Genomic DNA, 15,336 nt, shown 5'->3' with positions numbered 1-15,336 from the left:
ATGAGTAAACCCACTGAAATTTCTGCTGTATCCGATAAACAAAAACCTATCGTATTTAGCGGCGCGCAACCGTCCGGCGAATTGACTATTGGCAATTACATGGGTGCATTGCGTCAGTGGGTACAAATGCAAGATGACTATGATTGCATTTATTGCATTGTTGACTTGCATGCCATCACGGCTCGTCAGGACCCGGCGTTGTTACGCAAAAGAACTCTGGACACCTTGGCGCTGTATCTGGCTTGTGGCATTGACCCGAAGAAAAGCACCATTTTTGTTCAATCCCATGTGCCAGAACACTCCCAACTGGGCTGGGCGCTGAACTGCTACACCTATTTCGGCGAACTGAGCCGCATGACCCAGTTCAAAGACAAATCAGCCCGTTATGCTGAAAATATTAACGCCGGTTTGTTTGATTATCCGGTGTTGATGGCGGCGGATATTTTGCTGTATCAGACTAACCAAGTGCCGGTCGGCGAAGACCAGAAACAACACCTGGAACTGAGCCGTGATATCGCCAGCCGATTCAATAACCTGTATGGCGATATCTTCAAAATCCCTGAGCCGTTTATTCCTAAAGCCGGTGCGCGGGTGATGTCTTTGCAGGATCCGACCAAAAAAATGTCCAAGTCTGATGACAACCGCAATAACGTCATCGAATTGCTGGAAGATCCTAAATCTGTGGTGAAAAAGATTAAGCGCGCGATGACGGATTCTGACGAGCCAGCGGTTATCCGCTATGACACTGAGAAGAAAGCCGGCGTTTCTAACTTGCTGGATATCTTGTCAGGTGTGACCGGGCAGTCGGTTCCTGAGCTGGAAGCCCAGTTTGAAGGCCAAATGTATGGTCATTTGAAAGGTGCGGTTGCGGAGGCGGTTTCTGGCATGCTGAGCGAGCTACAGGCGCGTTATCATCAATATCGCGAAGACGAAGCTTTCTTGCAGGAAGTGATGCGTGACGGGGCGGCTAAGGCGCGTGCTCGTGCACAAGAAACGCTGGCGAAAGTGTATGAAGCTATTGGTTTTGTTGCCCATCCGTAAGTGAATCAATCAGTCAGTCGAAGGGGGATTTCTCCCCCCTTCAGAGTCAATTCAGTTTAACCCACCTGTTCAATTTGTTCCTTTACCCCAGTTTTGCCGTGCTCCGCACTGGAAAACCAATTGAGTTTTTTGCGCAAACTGACCACACTGCCGACGATAATCAAGCTCGGGCTGCTGACCTGCTGAGAAAGCAGTGCCAACTGACTCAGTTCGCCGCTGACGACCCGCTGATGCCGCGAGGTGCCATTCTCGACCAGAGCAACTGGCGTGGTGGCTGGCATGCCGTGCCGAATTAATTGCTGCTGAATCTCGCCCGCTTGTGATAGCCCCATATAGAACACCAGAGTTTGCTTCTCTGCCGCCAGATTGGCCCAATCTAACTGACAGTCTTTCTTGGCGTGGCCGGTAATCAGCCGCACACTTTGGGCGTGATCGCGGTGAGTTAGGGGAATGCCACTGTAGGCCGAGCAGCCAGAAGCCGCTGTTATCCCCGGCACCACGGAAAACGGAATATTGTAATCTGCCAGTGTTTCCAGTTCTTCGCCGCCACGGCCAAAAATAAACGGGTCGCCGCCTTTCAAGCGCACCACGCGCTTCCCTTGCTGCGCCTGTTGCAAAAGAATCTGATTGATTTGATCCTGCGGAACACTATGGCGGCCTGACTCTTTGCCGACAAAAATGCGCTCGGCATCGCGGCGCACCAAATTCATGACTTCATCGGACACCAGCCGGTCATAGACCACCACGTCTGCTTGCTGAATCTGCTGTAAACCTTTCAATGTCAGCAAACCGGCATCGCCCGGCCCAGCCCCCACCAACACCACTTCACCGCGGTCAGACAGCGGCGCATTGAACAGTTGCTCAATATGCTGCTCGACTTGCACCTGATCCTCATTCGCCAGTGATTGCGCCAGCCGGTCGTGGGTCAGCAGTTTTTCCCAGAAGCGGCGGCGGTCAGTCATGGCGGCAAACTGCTGTTTCACCCGCTGGCGTAAATTGCCCGCTAGCTGTGCCAACTGCCCCAAATGCTGTGGCAGCATGACCTCGAGTTTCTCTCGCAGCAAGCGGGCCAATACTGGCGCTTTACCGCCCGAGGAGATGGCTATCATGATAGGAGAGCGGTCAATGATTGACGGCATGATAAAGCTGGTGCGCTTCGGGTCATCGACCACATTGCAGAACATCCGCTGTTGATTGGCACTTTGATAAACCAAAGCATTGACGGCCACCTGATCCGTTGCGGCAATCACCAGCCATTTTTCTGCCAACAGCTCGGGGACAAACTCGCCGCTGACTAAAGAAAGCCGCCCCTCATCAGCCCAATCATGAAACTGCGGCGTAAACTCGCACGCATTGACGGTGACGGCGGCACCGGCATCCAGCAACAAGCGGGCTTTGCGTTCGGCCACTTCACCACCACCAACCAGCAGGCAGGCTTTGTTTTTCAGTTGGCAGAAAATCGGGAAGTAGTCCATGGGCAATCCTTCAGGTTGAGGCCGCTAGGGGATAAAACCAGCCCCTAAGAGCGGGTAAATTCGGGTATCAGACTGTTGACAAAGTCAAATGAAAGGGAATCGTGCCGTTGGGGTCGTAGTCGCGTAAGCGACCGAAGTGCCCCTGGGCGCGGTAAACCCTTCACTCACTGAGCTATCAATCGTTTTGCCATTAACTCTGTATAACTCACTCTTTCACGGCTTGCAGCGCGTTAACTACCGCAGGCTGTGGGCGCTGCTCCCGTGGGGTGGCATACCAGTAGCCCAGCCCCATAAATACCGCGCCTGACAAGGTATTGCCCAGTGTGACCCATAACAGGTTGTGGCCGATGCCGCTTAAGGTATAAGCCTCACTGTGATGACCAAACCACGACAACGCAAACAGGGTCATATTGGCCACTGAGTGTTCGTAACCAGAGGCAATAAAGGCCAGTAAACACCACCAGATGGCGATGAATTTGGCGGCACCCTCTACACGGATTGCCATCCAGATTGCCAGACAAACCAGCCAGTTACATAATACACCCTTGAAAAATAAGGTCATAGCGGGCGCAGAGGTTTTTGCCAGCGCCGCGGTGTGTACCAAACTGGTGTCAACGGACAGCAAATTGCCGCCGCCGTAGTAATAGAGCAGGGCGACAAAAACAGAACCCAACAGATTCCCCAGCCAGGTTTGTGGTAAAACGGCCCACATTTGGCTGGATTTGATGGTGCCCGCTTTGACACCAAAGGTCAGGAACATGGTGTGGCCAGTAAACAGTTCAGAGCCGGCAATAATCACCAAGGTCAACGCCAGACCAAAGGTGGCTCCCATGACTAATGGGCGGTAAGCCGGGTCAATCAGGTTGCCCAGGGTGAAAATCAGAATAATGCCAAGGCCGACATAGGCACCGGCCATCGCCGAACCAATCCAAAAGCCCAGCGGGCTTTCTTTAGCCAGTTTGACGATCCGCGCCGCATTGGCCGCGCATTTGTTGATGGTGTCTGTATACATATTTTATCCCAATCCCGTTGCTCTTGACGCCGCAGCGGTGTTCGCTGCGACGCCAATATCTTTGGGGATGACTAATGTTATTTTTGTTGGATCCAGATTGACCGGATCCTCCCGTTATCTATTACGCTTTGACTTGCACTATGCCGTCACGGACCCGCACGTCGTAATGGGTCACTGAGCGCGTTTCATCTTCCAGACAGAAACCATCATGCAGGCGAAAATGCTGTTTTTTCAGCGGGCTAGCCACCCACAAATCACCTTGATGTTCTGCAATTAATCCACGCGACAACACGCTGGCCTGAGCAAAGGGGTCAATATTGCTGATAGCAAAGACCTGTTCGTCGGCATAAGGCCGGAAGACCGCGACGTGATGCTCACCAACCAGGCCGCATACGCCGCTACCGGGCAAAATGTCATTTAATGGGCAAAGTGGGGTCCACTGACTCATAGGTTTTCCTCCAGTTCCAGCATCCGGACGGGGATGCGTTCTTCCGGGCGGGCCGGGCGGTGTTGGTCGCGCTCGCGCACCACTTGTACATTGGGGTCGCGCAGCGGGCTGTTGATAAAGTGGGCGAAACGGACTTGCGCCGCCGGGTTTTCCACCGTGACTTGCCATTCGCAGACGACTTTGTCGCGCAGACGGGCAATATCAGTTTCGAGCTGATCATTGATGCCCAGTTTGTCGTCGAGAATCACGGCGCGTAGATAATTAATGCCGCCCTCCAGACTTTCCAGCCACACTGAGGTGCGTTGCAGCTTATCGGCGGTGCGGATGTAGAACATCATAAAGCGGTCGAGGTAGCGCATCAGGGTTTCTTCATCCAGATCCGCGGCCAGTAAATCCGCATGACGAGGTTTCATCCCGCCGTTACCGCAAACATACAAGTTCCAGCCATTTTCGGTGGCAATAATCCCGACATCTTTGCCCTGTGCTTCAGAACATTCACGGGTACAGCCGGAGACACCAAATTTCATTTTGTGCGGTGTACGGATGCCCTTATAGCGGTGTTCCAGCGCAACACCAAAGCCAACGCTGTCACCCACGCCAAAGCGGCACCAGGTGCTACCAACACAGGTTTTTGCCATACGCAGAGCTTTGGCATAGGCGTGTCCGGTCTCAAAGCCCGCTTCAATCAACTGCGCCCAGATAGCGGGCAGGTCGTCTTTTTGCGCGCCGAACATCCCGACGCGCTGTGAGCCGGTCAGTTTGGTGTAGAGATTATATTCTTTGGCAATGCGGCCTATGGCCAGCAAGCCATCCGGGGTAATTTCCCCACCCGGTGAGCGCGGGATAACCGAGTAAGTGCCGTCTTTTTGGATATTACCGAGGAAGTTGTCGTTGGTGTCTTGCAACGGGGTATGTTGCGGCTCCAGGACATATTCATTCCAACAGGATGCCAGCAGTGAGCCGACTGTCGGTTTACAGACTTCACAGCCGTAGCCTTTGCCGTATTTTTCCAGCAAGGCATCGAAAGTTTTAATCTGTTCAACGCGAATCAGGTGGTAAAGCTCTTGGCGCGAGTAGGCAAAGTGCTCACATAAATGATGATTAACTTCAATACCTTGCTTGCTGAGTTCGGTATTTAATACTTGGGTGACGAGTGGAATACAGCCGCCGCAGCCGGTGCCAGCTTTGGTCGCCGATTTCAGCGCCGCCACGGTATGGCAGCCCTGGCCGATGGCCTGAATAATGTCGCCTTTGGTGACATCAAAACAGGAGCAGATTTGTGCAGTATCTGGCAGTGAATCCACCCCCATCGCCGGTTTGCTGCCCGCGTGAGCCGGTAAAATCAGACTGTCTGGATTTTCCGGTAGCTCAATATTATTCAGGGCCAGTTGCAGCAGATTGCCGTAATCGCTGGTATCCCCCACCAGCACCGCCCCGAGCAGGGTTTTGTTGTCGGCACTGACCACCAAACGCTTATAAATTTCTTTACTTTCATCCAGATAGACATAGCTGCGCGCACCTTCAGTGCGGCCATGGGCATCACCAATCCCGCCGACATCCACTCCCAGCAGCTTGAGCTTGGCGCTCATATCTGCGCCATGGAAGGCATTTTCGCGCCCCAGTAAATGGTCGGCGGTCACTTGCGCCATTTTGTAACCCGGCGCAACCAGCCCGAAAGTCCGCTCTTGCCAGGATGCGCATTCGCCAATGGCGTACACATCCGGATCAGACGTCTGGCAATAATCATTGATAGCAATACCACCACGGCGTGCTGTGGCTAAACCGCATTGATGGGCCAGTTTGTCTTGCGGACGGATGCCGGTGGAAAACACGATAAAATCGACTTCCAGCTGCGAACCATCGGCAAACAGCATAGTTTTGCGGCTGTTTTGCCCGCTATGGACAATTTCTTGGGTATTTTTGCCAGTGTGAACTCGGACGCCCATGCGCTCAATCTTCTGGCGCAGTTGGTCGCCGCCCATGGGATCAAGCTGTTCAGCCATTAATACCGGAGCAAACTCAATGACATGGGTTTCAACGCCGAGGCTTTTCAGTGCGCCCGCTGCTTCCAATCCTAATAACCCGCCGCCAATCACCGCCCCGCGTTTGCTGCGGCGGGTGCAAGCTTCAATGGCATTTAAATCTTCAATGGTGCGGTAAACAAAGCAATCTTGCCCTTCGCTGCCTTTAATCGGTGGGATCCACGGATAAGAGCCAGTCGCCATAACCAGCTTGTCGTAATACAGAGTACGGCCGCTGTTGGAGTGGATAACTTTCTCTTTGCGGTTAATGGTAATGGCGCGTTCGCCAACCAGCACATTGACGCCGTGCTTGTCATAAAAACCTTCGCGAACCAGTGACAGTTCTTCCGCGGTGTGGTGGGAGAAATAAGAAGAAAGATGAACCCGGTCATAAGCGATGCGCGGTTCTTCGCAAAAGACGGTTATCTCAAATTGGTCTTTATCTGCTTTATCCAATAAGTCTTCAATAAAGCGGTGGCCGACCATACCGTTGCCGATGATGGCAAGTTTGACTTTGCTCATTTTTGCCTCAATTTTTAATTTTCTACCCTCACCTTAATCTTCCGCACGGCGCACTTATTGATGTAAATCAATTTGCTTTCCATATACCTCTAAGGTGGTAGGCGGCTGATTTTTAACGTTTTTTATAAGTTGCGGATTTCATTCATGTTTAGCTGAAAGGTTTCAGTTTTGGTTTTTTTATTCATTAAAATAAAACGCTGTTTTATTAAAAGAAAATCGGGTGGAGGGAGGTGGGTCGGGTAAGCTAGAGGGTAATAATGAAAAACAATCATGGAGGCCTTTATGGCGGGCAAATCTTTAACCCCTCATTTATTAACCACAATCAATAATGTCCGCCTTAGTGGGCAAACGGGGCTGTGGCAGATAGCCATTGCGGACGGAAAAATCACTGCGATTGCGCCGCAACCAGAGCAGACCGTCGTCGCCGGTGAGGGGATATTGGATGCTCAAGGTGGGCTGGCCTTGCCGCCATTTATTGAGCCGCATATTCATCTGGATACCACTCAAACCGCCGGGCAGCCCAGTTGGAACCAATCCGGCACTTTGTTTGAGGGCATTGAGCGCTGGGCCGAGCGCAAGGCGCTACTGACTCGCGAGGATGTTAAACAACGCGCCTGGCAAACATTGAAATGGCAAATAGCCAATGGGATTCAGCATGTTCGTACTCATGTGGATGTTTCCGACCCCAGTTTGACGGCTTTAAGCGCAATGCTGGAAGTCAAAGAAGAAGTCAGCCCGTGGGTGGATATGCAGATTGTGGCTTTCCCACAGGAGGGGATTCTCTCTTATCCCGAGGGCGTCGCATTGTTAGAAGAGGCGCTGCGGCTGGGGGCGGATGTGGTCGGCGCGATCCCTCATTTTGAATTTACCCGCGAATATGGCGTCGAATCACTGCATATCGCCTTTGCATTAGCGCAGAAATATCAGCGGCTGGTGGATGTTCATTGTGATGAAATTGATGATGAACAGTCGCGTTTTGTCGAAACGGTAGCGGCATTGGCGCACCGGGAGAACATGGGCGCGCGGGTGACCGCCAGTCATACCACGGCGATGCACTCTTATAATGGCGCTTATACCTCGCGATTATTCCGTTTGCTGAAAATGTCCGGCATTAATTTTGTTGCTAACCCACTGGTAAATATTCACTTGCAAGGGCGCTTTGATACTTATCCCAAGCGGCGCGGTATTACACGGGTTAAAGAGATGCTGGCGGCAGAGATTAATGTTTGTTTCGGTCATGACGATGTATTTGACCCGTGGTACCCACTGGGCACTGCCAATATGTTGCAGGTGCTGCATATGGGATTACATATCTGCCAGTTGATGGGTTATGGCCAAATAAATGATGGGCTGAATTTGATAACCACCCACAGCGCCAGAACGTTGAATTTGTCGGATTATGGTTTGCAGTCGGGGAATAGCGCCAACCTGATAATTCTGCCCGCCGACAATGGTTTTGATGCGGTGCGGCGACAAGTACCGGTGCATTATTCTATTCGCCATGGTGTGGTGATCGCCAAGACGCAACCGGCAGAAAGCTGGATTTATCTCGGTCAGAAAGAGCGGGTGGATTTTAAATAGAAGATGCCCTGCAACCGAGATGGTGACAGGGCAATAACTCGCTAAATCAGTTGGTTGTATGGCCGTGGCTGCGGTGCTTGGTGAAGAAGCCCAGAATCAGACACATCACAAATACGGCCAGATACAAACCATTGGCGGTGGCCAGAGCGGCATGAACACCACTGTTCGCCACAATCGGGCCAGTGACCACGAAAGTCAGCATGGTGCCGACGGTGCCGCAGGTCAGAATGAAGTTTACCAGTTTTGGCGAAGACACTTTAGTTTGCAGTGAACCCAGCGTAATCAACGTGGTGTAAATCGCACTGGAAACAAAACCCAACGCCAGAATGTAGTAGCTCAAGTGCTCTGGGTTATTGGTGCTGACAAACAGGTACATCGACAAAGTTGCCAGCGCGGCTAACACGGTGACGATGCGTTGCAGATCAAAAAAGCGCAGAATAAAGCTGAATACCCACATCCCAATCATGTAGGAAATCCAGAAGTTACTGACCAATTGGCCAGCCTGACTGATATCCATATTGAAAGTTTTGGTGGCGTATTCCGGTACCCACTGGATGAAACCGAGTTGGCCGAGGATATAGCACAGCGCGGCAATCGCCAGGAACAGTACACCCATGCCCCATTTCTCTTTGGCTACAGGCTTGCTCTGGTCAGTGGCTTTATGGCCCAGAACCGGGAATTCAGAGCACAGTGTCAGCACGAAAATGCCGACATACAGTAGGCCGATGCAAGCATAAACCCAATACCATTCAATATGGCGCGCCAGCAGCATGGCCGCGGCGACCGGGAAAATCATCCCAGCCATGCTGAAGAAGGAGTCGGTGAACAGCAGGCGAGAACCGCGCTGACGCCCTTCATACATATGGGTAATCAGGAAAGTCCCGATCGACATGGTTATCCCGCTAACCACCCCGAGAATGAACATGCTGATGGAGAAGACCATCAGGTTATGGCCAACCATTAACCCGGCAATCGCAATTAACATCAGAATAAAACCAAACACTAACTGACGTTTTAGTGGAATGATTTCCATCAACCAGGCATTCAGGAAGATAGAGATCAAAATACCAGCGTTAAGGAAAGTGAATGTGTTACTCATACTGGCAATAGGCAGATTGAAATACTCTGCGATGTTTCCCATCACCATCCCGGTGACAATAACTAACGCACCGGTCAGCGCGTATGAAAAGTAACTGATCCAAGTGAGTCGAAGGCGATTGCTGTTATTCATAGATGGGGCCTGTGTCAGCATAATATTTAAACAATAATAGTAAGAACCTTTATAAAAATGGTTCAAACTAATTTCAGCATTGAGGCCGCGAATCCTAGCACAGGCATGGCGAGTTTTTGTGACTTACATTCAACTTTTAATGTAATGAATGAAATGCTATTGCGAATAATAGTGAGATGTCACAATTTGCGGTGACGGTTCATCTGGTAAATATTCTGAATATGGCAGCGGAGTGGGCAAATTTTGATCGCAAGGAGAGAGTGAGCAGCACGGGCATGAACCAACAGAAAAACTACTTCCTGGGCGGCATAACTGACTCGCGCATGATAATCGCGGGTGGGAAACTGGCGTTGGGGATCAATGGGTTAATCAGTAATTGAGTCGCATAGCGCGCCATTTCTACAATAGGGAAATGCAGGCTGGTCAATGCCGGACGGACAAATGGGGCGCGTTCGCCGCTGTCATAGCAAAGCAATGAAATATCCTGCGGTACTTGCAAATGGTGCTTATTGATAGCCAACAAAGCGCCAATGGCCATTTCTTCGTTACAACAATAAATGGCGGTGGGGAGCTTGGGGAGGTTGAGAATTTCATCAGCGCGCTGGTGGCCACTTTCCAGGTCATAAACCCCCTCTACACAGGCCACCGGCTCTAAACCGGCTAATTGCATGGCATCAAGAAAGCCCTGACGGCGTAATTCACTGGAATGGCGCTGTGCGGAGCCACTGATACAAGCAATATGGCGATGGCCGGCATCAATCAATGTCTGTGTTGCCATTTGGCTGGCGCGGCGATGATCAAAAGTAACACAGCGGGCTTCCAGGCCGGGAACCAGCCTATCCAATAACACAAATGAGCGCCCAGCCGCTGCCAGCTGATGCAGCCTCTCATCGCTGAGAAAACGGACGTGCAGGATTAAACCATCGCAGCGTAAGTTATACAGGCGCTGAATAGCCTGCCATTCTTTATCTGCATTATCCCGCCCTTGAGTGACTAACAGCTGTTTACCCTGAAATTCAGCTTCAGTTTGGACAAAATCCATCAAGGCACCAAAAAAGCCGCCGCGATAAGAGGTGGTCACTAGCCCCAACGTATTACTTTGGCTGGAGGCCAGTGCCCGCGCGGCAGGGTTGGGGGTGTAGCCCAAGACCGCGACCGCTTGTTCGACTTTTTCGCGCGTCTGCGCTTTGACATTGGTATCACCGTTGACCACGCGGGATACCGTAGCACGGGAAACCCCGGCTAATACCGCGACGTCTTCCAGTGTGACCATTATCTTGCTCCAATCCCCTTCGTACTTGAAGGCGCAGGGGTGTTAGCTTCACTCACTCACCCGAATCACTTACATGAGTAAGCTCATCGGGACTCATTCGTTTGCTGCCTACCTGCGACTCCGATTACTGTGGGTATAAAATGAGTTAATGTTACAAATCTGCGAACTGCGGCAAGTAAGGTTTATTGACCTGTAAAACCTCTTCCAGTAGTGGTTGAGCAATGCTGGCGTTGCCAATCAGCGGGTTGGTCACTAATGCCAGCAGGGCACTACGGCGATCACCGTGAACTGCCGCTTCAATCGTCAGGCGCTCATAGGCTTTAACTTGCTGAGTTAGCCCGTGCATTGACACCGGCAAAGGTCCGAAAGTGAGCGGATGAGCACCTTGTGCATCAACAATACAGTTGGTTTCTACCACGGAACCATCAGACAAACCACGGATTGCACCACGGTTTGTGGTATTCACCACGAGTTGCGTGCCTAAATTATTATGAATTGCACGAATAAGTTCCAGTGCTACTTCAGAATAAAATGATCCGCCCCGGAAACTCAATTGCTCCGGTTTGCTGTCCAGATGTGGGTCAGCGTACAGATCAAATAACTCTTTTTCTACCTGCATCACCTGTTCTGCGCGGGTGCCACGTTCAGCGGCGGCGGCCTGCTCTTCTGCCAGCATATCTTGAGTCTGGTAGAAATAGCGATGATATGGGCAAGGAATTGCGCCCATTGCCCGCAGGAATTCCGGCGGCCATGGAGCTTCTTTGATGTTGTTCATGGTCAGTGAAGCGCCGTCACACAGCATGTTCAGCACATCTGCGGTGACATTTTTACCCTGTTGCAACACTTCATGCACCCACACCATATGATTAAGCCCGGCGAAGCGCAGTTGGATATCTTCATAAGGCGCATCCAGTAATTTTGCAATCATGTGGTGCATGCTGATTGGAACATTACACAGGCCAATAATTTTCGCTTTGCTATAACGGGTTACTGCTTCGGTGACGATACCGGCGGGGTTGGTAAAGTTAATTATCCAGGCATCTGGTGCCAGTTTCTCAACTTTAGCCGCAATATCCAGCATCACCGGAATAGTGCGTAGCGCTTTGGCAAAACCGCCGACGCCGGTTGTCTCCTGCCCGAGCAAGTTATATTTCAGACCCAAGCGCTCATCTGCTGCCCGTGCTGGGAGTTGGCCAACCCGGAATTGTGTCAGAACAAAACTGGCGCCTTCAATTGCGGTATCCAGGGAGAAGTGAACACTAACTTTCACGCGTTCCAGCCCGTGGCGATCCAGCATTCTGCGGGTCAGTGCAGCAATAATTTCCACTTTTTGACGGCCTAACTCGACGTCAGCCAGCGCCAGTTCCGTGACCGGTAACTGGTCAATCCGCTGAATTAATCCATCAACTAATTCTGGGGTATAGCTACTGCCGCCACCAATAATGGTAATTTTAAAGGTTTTCATATTTGGCCTCCAAATGAATAAATTAGAAATGAGAGCGCTCTCATTTGAGGGGAAAGACTAACGATTAACCAAAAACAAAATGGGATGCTGCTCGCAAAAATGGCAGTTTGAGAGTAAGGAAATAAGCAATACGTGATCCCGGTTGCAGAATTTCACTGTTGGCTAGGATTTGGTAGAAGGGGTAATGTGGTTAATTAATCGCCATTAGGCTATTTCACTGCTGATGCGGCGAATTTTCAGCGAAAATGCGCATTCTGTAACATAAATAACCGTAAATGGGTGGCATTGCGTGGGTTAGCTCTTTAGAATCAAAGCGCTTTTCCGTTGTTCGCATCCCACAGAAAGGAACCGTTAATGTTTAAACGTACTTTAGTGACCTTCATCGCACTTTGCTCCCTAAGCGCCGTGGCACCCGCTGCTTTGGCTGCCGGTGAACCTCATGTGTTGTTAACGACGTCGGTTGGGAATATTGAGTTGGAACTCAATAGCCAGAAGGCACCGGTTTCAACGCAGAATTTCGTTGATTATGTCAACAACGGCTATTACAACAACACCATCTTCCACCGCGTTATCCCCGGCTTTATGATTCAGGGCGGAGGTTTTACAGCCGATTTCAAACAAAAAACGGCTAAAACCCCCATCAAAAATGAAGCGGATAACGGCTTGCGTAACCTGCGTGGCACCATCTCCATGGCCCGCACCGCAGATAAAGACAGCGCCACCAGCCAGTTCTTCCTCAACGTGGCAGACAATGCTTTCCTCGATCACGGCCAGCGCGATTTTGGCTATGCCGTGTTCGGTAAAGTGGTCAAGGGGATGGATGTGGTAGAGAAAATCTCCCAGGTTCAGACTGAAAACGTTGGCCCGTATCAGAATGTGCCGGTGAAACCAATCACCATTCTGTCGGCGAAAGTTTTACCTTAATTACTGCAACCAGCTTTCATCCCCGAAAGCTGGTTTATCACCTAAAAATCCCATCCCACCAGAAATTAATCAACAGGTTGCATATAATCAATTATCTGTCTTAGCTTGGGGGAAAGGTTCATGAGTGAAGCATTGCTTATCGCGAAGGCGCAGCCAGCACAGGATTTAGTAATTTTATCGGCATTAGCAAACCGTCATGGGCTGATTACCGGCGCGACCGGTACCGGTAAAACGGTCACATTACAAAAAATGGCCGAGCAATTTTCCCGTATCGGCGTACCGGTATTTCTGGCCGATGTGAAAGGCGATTTATCCGGTATTGGCGCGGAAGGTATTGAATCAGAAAAACTGCAAGCAAGACTGGCGGCAATTGGCGTCACTGACTGGCAACCCCAAGCTTGCCCGATTGTACCTTGGGATATTTTCGCTGAAAAAGGCCATCCCATCCGGGCCACCATTTCCGATCTTGGCCCACTGCTACTGGGGCGTCTGCTTGATCTCAATGAAGTGCAAAGTGGCGTGCTGCAATTAGTGTTTAAAATTGCCGACGACAATAATTTGCTGCTGTTAGACATGAAAGATTTGCGCGCCATCGTGCAATTCGTCGGCGACAATGCCAAGCAGTTCCGCACCCAATACGGCAATATTACGCCCGCCTCGATCGGTGCTATTCAGCGCGGTTTACTGACCTTAGAACAGCAGGGTGCTAATCAATTCTTTGGTGAGCCAATGCTGGATATTCATGATTTGATGCGAACTGACAGCAACGGGCAAGGGGTTATCAATCTACTGGCCGCTGACCGGCTGATTAATCAACCCAAACTCTATGCCATTTTCCTGCTGTGGTTGTTAGCCGAATTGTTCGAGCAACTGCCGGAAGTCGGCGATGTCGATAAACCCAAATTGGTCTTTTTCTTTGATGAGGCCCATTTATTATTCACTGATGCCCCAGCGGCGCTGGTGGATAAAGTTGAACAAGTGGTGCGGTTGATCCGCTCAAAAGGGGTCGGCATCTATTTTGTGACACAAAATCCATTAGATGTTCCCGATAAAATTCTCGGTCAATTAGGCAACCGCGTGCAGCATGCTTTGCGTGCTTTTACTCCACGGGATCAAAAAGCGGTGAAATCCGCTGCGCAGACTATGCGGGCGAACCCAGCATTCAGCGCTGAACAGGTGATTACAGAGCTGGGTGTCGGTGAGGCACTTATTTCTTTCCTTGATGAGAAAGGGCGGCCCAATATTGTTGAGCGTGCCATGGTGATTGCCCCACAATCCAAAATGGGCGCGCTGGATGCTACTGCACGTAATCACGCCATCAATCATTCGCCGCTATATGGCCGCTATGAAGAGATGGTGGATCGCGAGTCAGCTTATGAGAAATTGTCTGCCGGTGGCTCCTTAACCTTGGGGGATGCGGCTTCGGGTGAGGAGGCTGCACCTCAGCAGCCAGATGCTCACGGCGGCGGATTGATGGATGGGCTGAATGATTTGCTGTTTGGCTCTACCGGGCCACGTGGCGGTAAACGCGATGGTATTGTCCAGACTGCTGCTAAAAGTATGGCGCGCGATCTGGGCCGACAAATTTTGCGCGGTGTTTTGGGGTCAATTACCGGTGGGCGCAAGCGTTAACCTGATTTTTTGGATATGAAATGCTGTTATTGATCGATAATTACGATTCGTTTACCTACAACCTTTACCAGTATTTTTGTGAGCTGGGCGCGGAAGTGGTGGTTAAACGTAATGATGAAGTGCAACTAGTTGATATTGAAAGATTATCACCATCCCATTTGGTGATTTCGCCCGGCCCCTGCACCCCCAATGAGGCCGGGATTTCTGTGGCCGCGATCCGTCATTTTGCCGGTAAATTGCCCATACTGGGCGTCTGTCTGGGCCATCAGGCGCTTGGGCAGGCTTTTGGCGCGCGGATCGTGCGGGCGCGACAAGTGATGCACGGTAAAACCACAGCAATTCGCCATAATGGCCAGGGTGTCTTTCGTGAGCTTAATCAGCCGCTTACGGTGACACGCTATCACTCTTTAGTGATTGCCACTGACTCCCTGCCTGATTGTTTTGAGCTGACTGCATGGACTGAACAAGAGGGTGTGATGGATGAGATTATGGGCATCCGCCATCGCACTTTGCCACTGGAGGGCGTGCAGTTCCATCCGGAAAGTATTCTCAGCGAACAAGGCCATCAGTTATTGAATAATTTCCTTAAAAATTAAGTCATTGAATTGCATTTTCTCTGTTGGTTAATTTATTGTTTGCTTGATTGTGATTTTTTATGCATATTTTGTGATTATATTCTCACTCGTCAGTAATTGGCGGCTCAATGTTTTC

12 protein-coding genes are annotated in these 15,336 nt (G+C 50.8%); 5 read left to right on the top strand and 7 right to left on the bottom strand.

What is annotated here, in order from left to right; all coding sequences use genetic code 11:
* Window positions 1-1,041, top strand: a complete 1,041-nt coding sequence (trpS, locus tag FTA91_RS19275; protein ID WP_038637204.1) for a tryptophan--tRNA ligase — start codon at window positions 1-3, stop codon at window positions 1,039-1,041.
* Between the two features lie 56 nt (window positions 1,042-1,097).
* On the opposite strand, the gene cysG is transcribed toward trpS, so the two are convergent.
* The 4 genes from cysG to nirB form a co-directional block, all read right to left on the bottom strand.
* Window positions 1,098-2,516 carry a siroheme synthase CysG gene (cysG, locus tag FTA91_RS19270; protein WP_050116190.1) on the bottom strand — a complete coding sequence of 473 codons (1,419 nt, stop codon included), beginning with the start codon at window positions 2,514-2,516 and terminating at the stop codon, window positions 1,098-1,100.
* 205 nt (window positions 2,517-2,721) lie between these two features.
* A complete protein-coding gene (nirC, locus tag FTA91_RS19265) occupies window positions 2,722-3,528 on the bottom strand; it encodes a nitrite transporter NirC (protein WP_050116191.1) in 807 nt (268 codons plus the stop codon).
* 121 nt (window positions 3,529-3,649) lie between these two features.
* On the bottom strand, window positions 3,650-3,976 hold the full coding sequence (nirD, locus tag FTA91_RS19260; protein WP_050116192.1) for a nitrite reductase small subunit NirD: 327 nt from the start codon (window positions 3,974-3,976) through the stop codon (window positions 3,650-3,652).
* Window positions 3,973-6,519 (bottom strand): nitrite reductase large subunit NirB, encoded by a 2,547-nt coding sequence (gene nirB / locus FTA91_RS19255; RefSeq protein WP_145583773.1) that lies wholly within the window; start codon window positions 6,517-6,519, stop codon window positions 3,973-3,975. Before nirB ends, nirD begins: the two co-directional genes overlap by 4 nt.
* A gap of 270 nt (window positions 6,520-6,789) precedes the next feature.
* Here nirB and FTA91_RS19250 point away from each other — a divergent pair, with 270 nt between their 5' ends.
* Window positions 6,790-8,100: a cytosine deaminase gene (locus tag FTA91_RS19250; RefSeq protein ID WP_145583771.1), complete on the top strand. Its 1,311-nt coding sequence runs from the start codon at window positions 6,790-6,792 to the stop codon at window positions 8,098-8,100.
* 46 nt (window positions 8,101-8,146) lie between these two features.
* On the opposite strand, the gene tsgA is transcribed toward FTA91_RS19250, so the two are convergent.
* The 3 genes from tsgA to FTA91_RS19235 all read right to left on the bottom strand — a co-directional run bounded on the left by tsgA (window position 8,147) and on the right by FTA91_RS19235 (window position 12,069).
* Window positions 8,147-9,331 carry an MFS transporter TsgA gene (gene tsgA / locus FTA91_RS19245; protein WP_145583769.1) on the bottom strand — a complete coding sequence of 395 codons (1,185 nt, stop codon included), beginning with the start codon at window positions 9,329-9,331 and terminating at the stop codon, window positions 8,147-8,149.
* A gap of 292 nt (window positions 9,332-9,623) precedes the next feature.
* Window positions 9,624-10,604, bottom strand: a complete 981-nt coding sequence (locus FTA91_RS19240; protein WP_145583767.1) for a LacI family DNA-binding transcriptional regulator — start codon at window positions 10,602-10,604, stop codon at window positions 9,624-9,626.
* 151 nt (window positions 10,605-10,755) lie between these two features.
* Complete coding sequence (locus FTA91_RS19235; protein WP_038637184.1) at window positions 10,756-12,069, bottom strand: 6-phospho-beta-glucosidase; 1,314 nt, start codon at window positions 12,067-12,069, stop codon at window positions 10,756-10,758.
* Window positions 12,070-12,423: 354 nt separating this feature from the next.
* On the opposite strand from FTA91_RS19235, the gene ppiA reads away from it, so the two are divergent.
* From ppiA to FTA91_RS19220, 3 genes are all read left to right on the top strand, one after another.
* Window positions 12,424-12,993 carry a peptidylprolyl isomerase A gene (ppiA, locus tag FTA91_RS19230; protein ID WP_025376626.1) on the top strand — a complete coding sequence of 190 codons (570 nt, stop codon included), beginning with the start codon at window positions 12,424-12,426 and terminating at the stop codon, window positions 12,991-12,993.
* Window positions 12,994-13,113: 120 nt separating this feature from the next.
* Complete coding sequence (locus FTA91_RS19225; RefSeq protein WP_050116201.1) at window positions 13,114-14,625, top strand: helicase HerA-like domain-containing protein; 1,512 nt, start codon at window positions 13,114-13,116, stop codon at window positions 14,623-14,625.
* Between the two features lie 20 nt (window positions 14,626-14,645).
* Window positions 14,646-15,221 (top strand): aminodeoxychorismate synthase component II, encoded by a 576-nt coding sequence (locus tag FTA91_RS19220; RefSeq protein WP_050116203.1) that lies wholly within the window; start codon window positions 14,646-14,648, stop codon window positions 15,219-15,221.
* The last annotated feature ends 115 nt before the right edge of the window (window positions 15,222-15,336 follow it).

Origin of the sequence: Yersinia thracica (genome assembly GCF_902170565.1) — a bacterium.
GTDB classification, from domain to species: Bacteria; Pseudomonadota; Gammaproteobacteria; order Enterobacterales; family Enterobacteriaceae; genus Yersinia; species Yersinia thracica.
The sequence above is the reverse complement of the archived record's forward strand: the minus strand, read 5'-3'. Positions and strand labels throughout refer to the sequence as shown.

Bases quoted from the DNA above. Each gene is read 5' to 3' on its own strand.
- FTA91_RS19235 (WP_038637184.1), bottom strand. From the start codon at position 12,069: ATGAAAACCTTTAAAATTACCATTATTGGTGGCGGCAGTAGCTATACC.
- nirD (WP_050116192.1), bottom strand. From the start codon at position 3,976: ATGAGTCAGTGGACCCCACTTTGCCCATTAAATGACATTTTGCCCGGT.
- trpS (WP_038637204.1), top strand. From the start codon at position 1: ATGAGTAAACCCACTGAAATTTCTGCTGTATCCGATAAACAAAAACCT.
- nirC (WP_050116191.1), bottom strand. From the start codon at position 3,528: ATGTATACAGACACCATCAACAAATGCGCGGCCAATGCGGCGCGGATC.
- FTA91_RS19250 (WP_145583771.1), top strand. From the start codon at position 6,790: ATGGAGGCCTTTATGGCGGGCAAATCTTTAACCCCTCATTTATTAACC.
- FTA91_RS19240 (WP_145583767.1), bottom strand. From the start codon at position 10,604: ATGGTCACACTGGAAGACGTCGCGGTATTAGCCGGGGTTTCCCGTGCT.
- ppiA (WP_025376626.1), top strand. From the start codon at position 12,424: ATGTTTAAACGTACTTTAGTGACCTTCATCGCACTTTGCTCCCTAAGC.
- cysG (WP_050116190.1), bottom strand. From the start codon at position 2,516: ATGGACTACTTCCCGATTTTCTGCCAACTGAAAAACAAAGCCTGCCTG.
- FTA91_RS19225 (WP_050116201.1), top strand. From the start codon at position 13,114: ATGAGTGAAGCATTGCTTATCGCGAAGGCGCAGCCAGCACAGGATTTA.
- nirB (WP_145583773.1), bottom strand. From the start codon at position 6,519: ATGAGCAAAGTCAAACTTGCCATCATCGGCAACGGTATGGTCGGCCAC.
- FTA91_RS19220 (WP_050116203.1), top strand. From the start codon at position 14,646: ATGCTGTTATTGATCGATAATTACGATTCGTTTACCTACAACCTTTAC.
- tsgA (WP_145583769.1), bottom strand. From the start codon at position 9,331: ATGAATAACAGCAATCGCCTTCGACTCACTTGGATCAGTTACTTTTCA.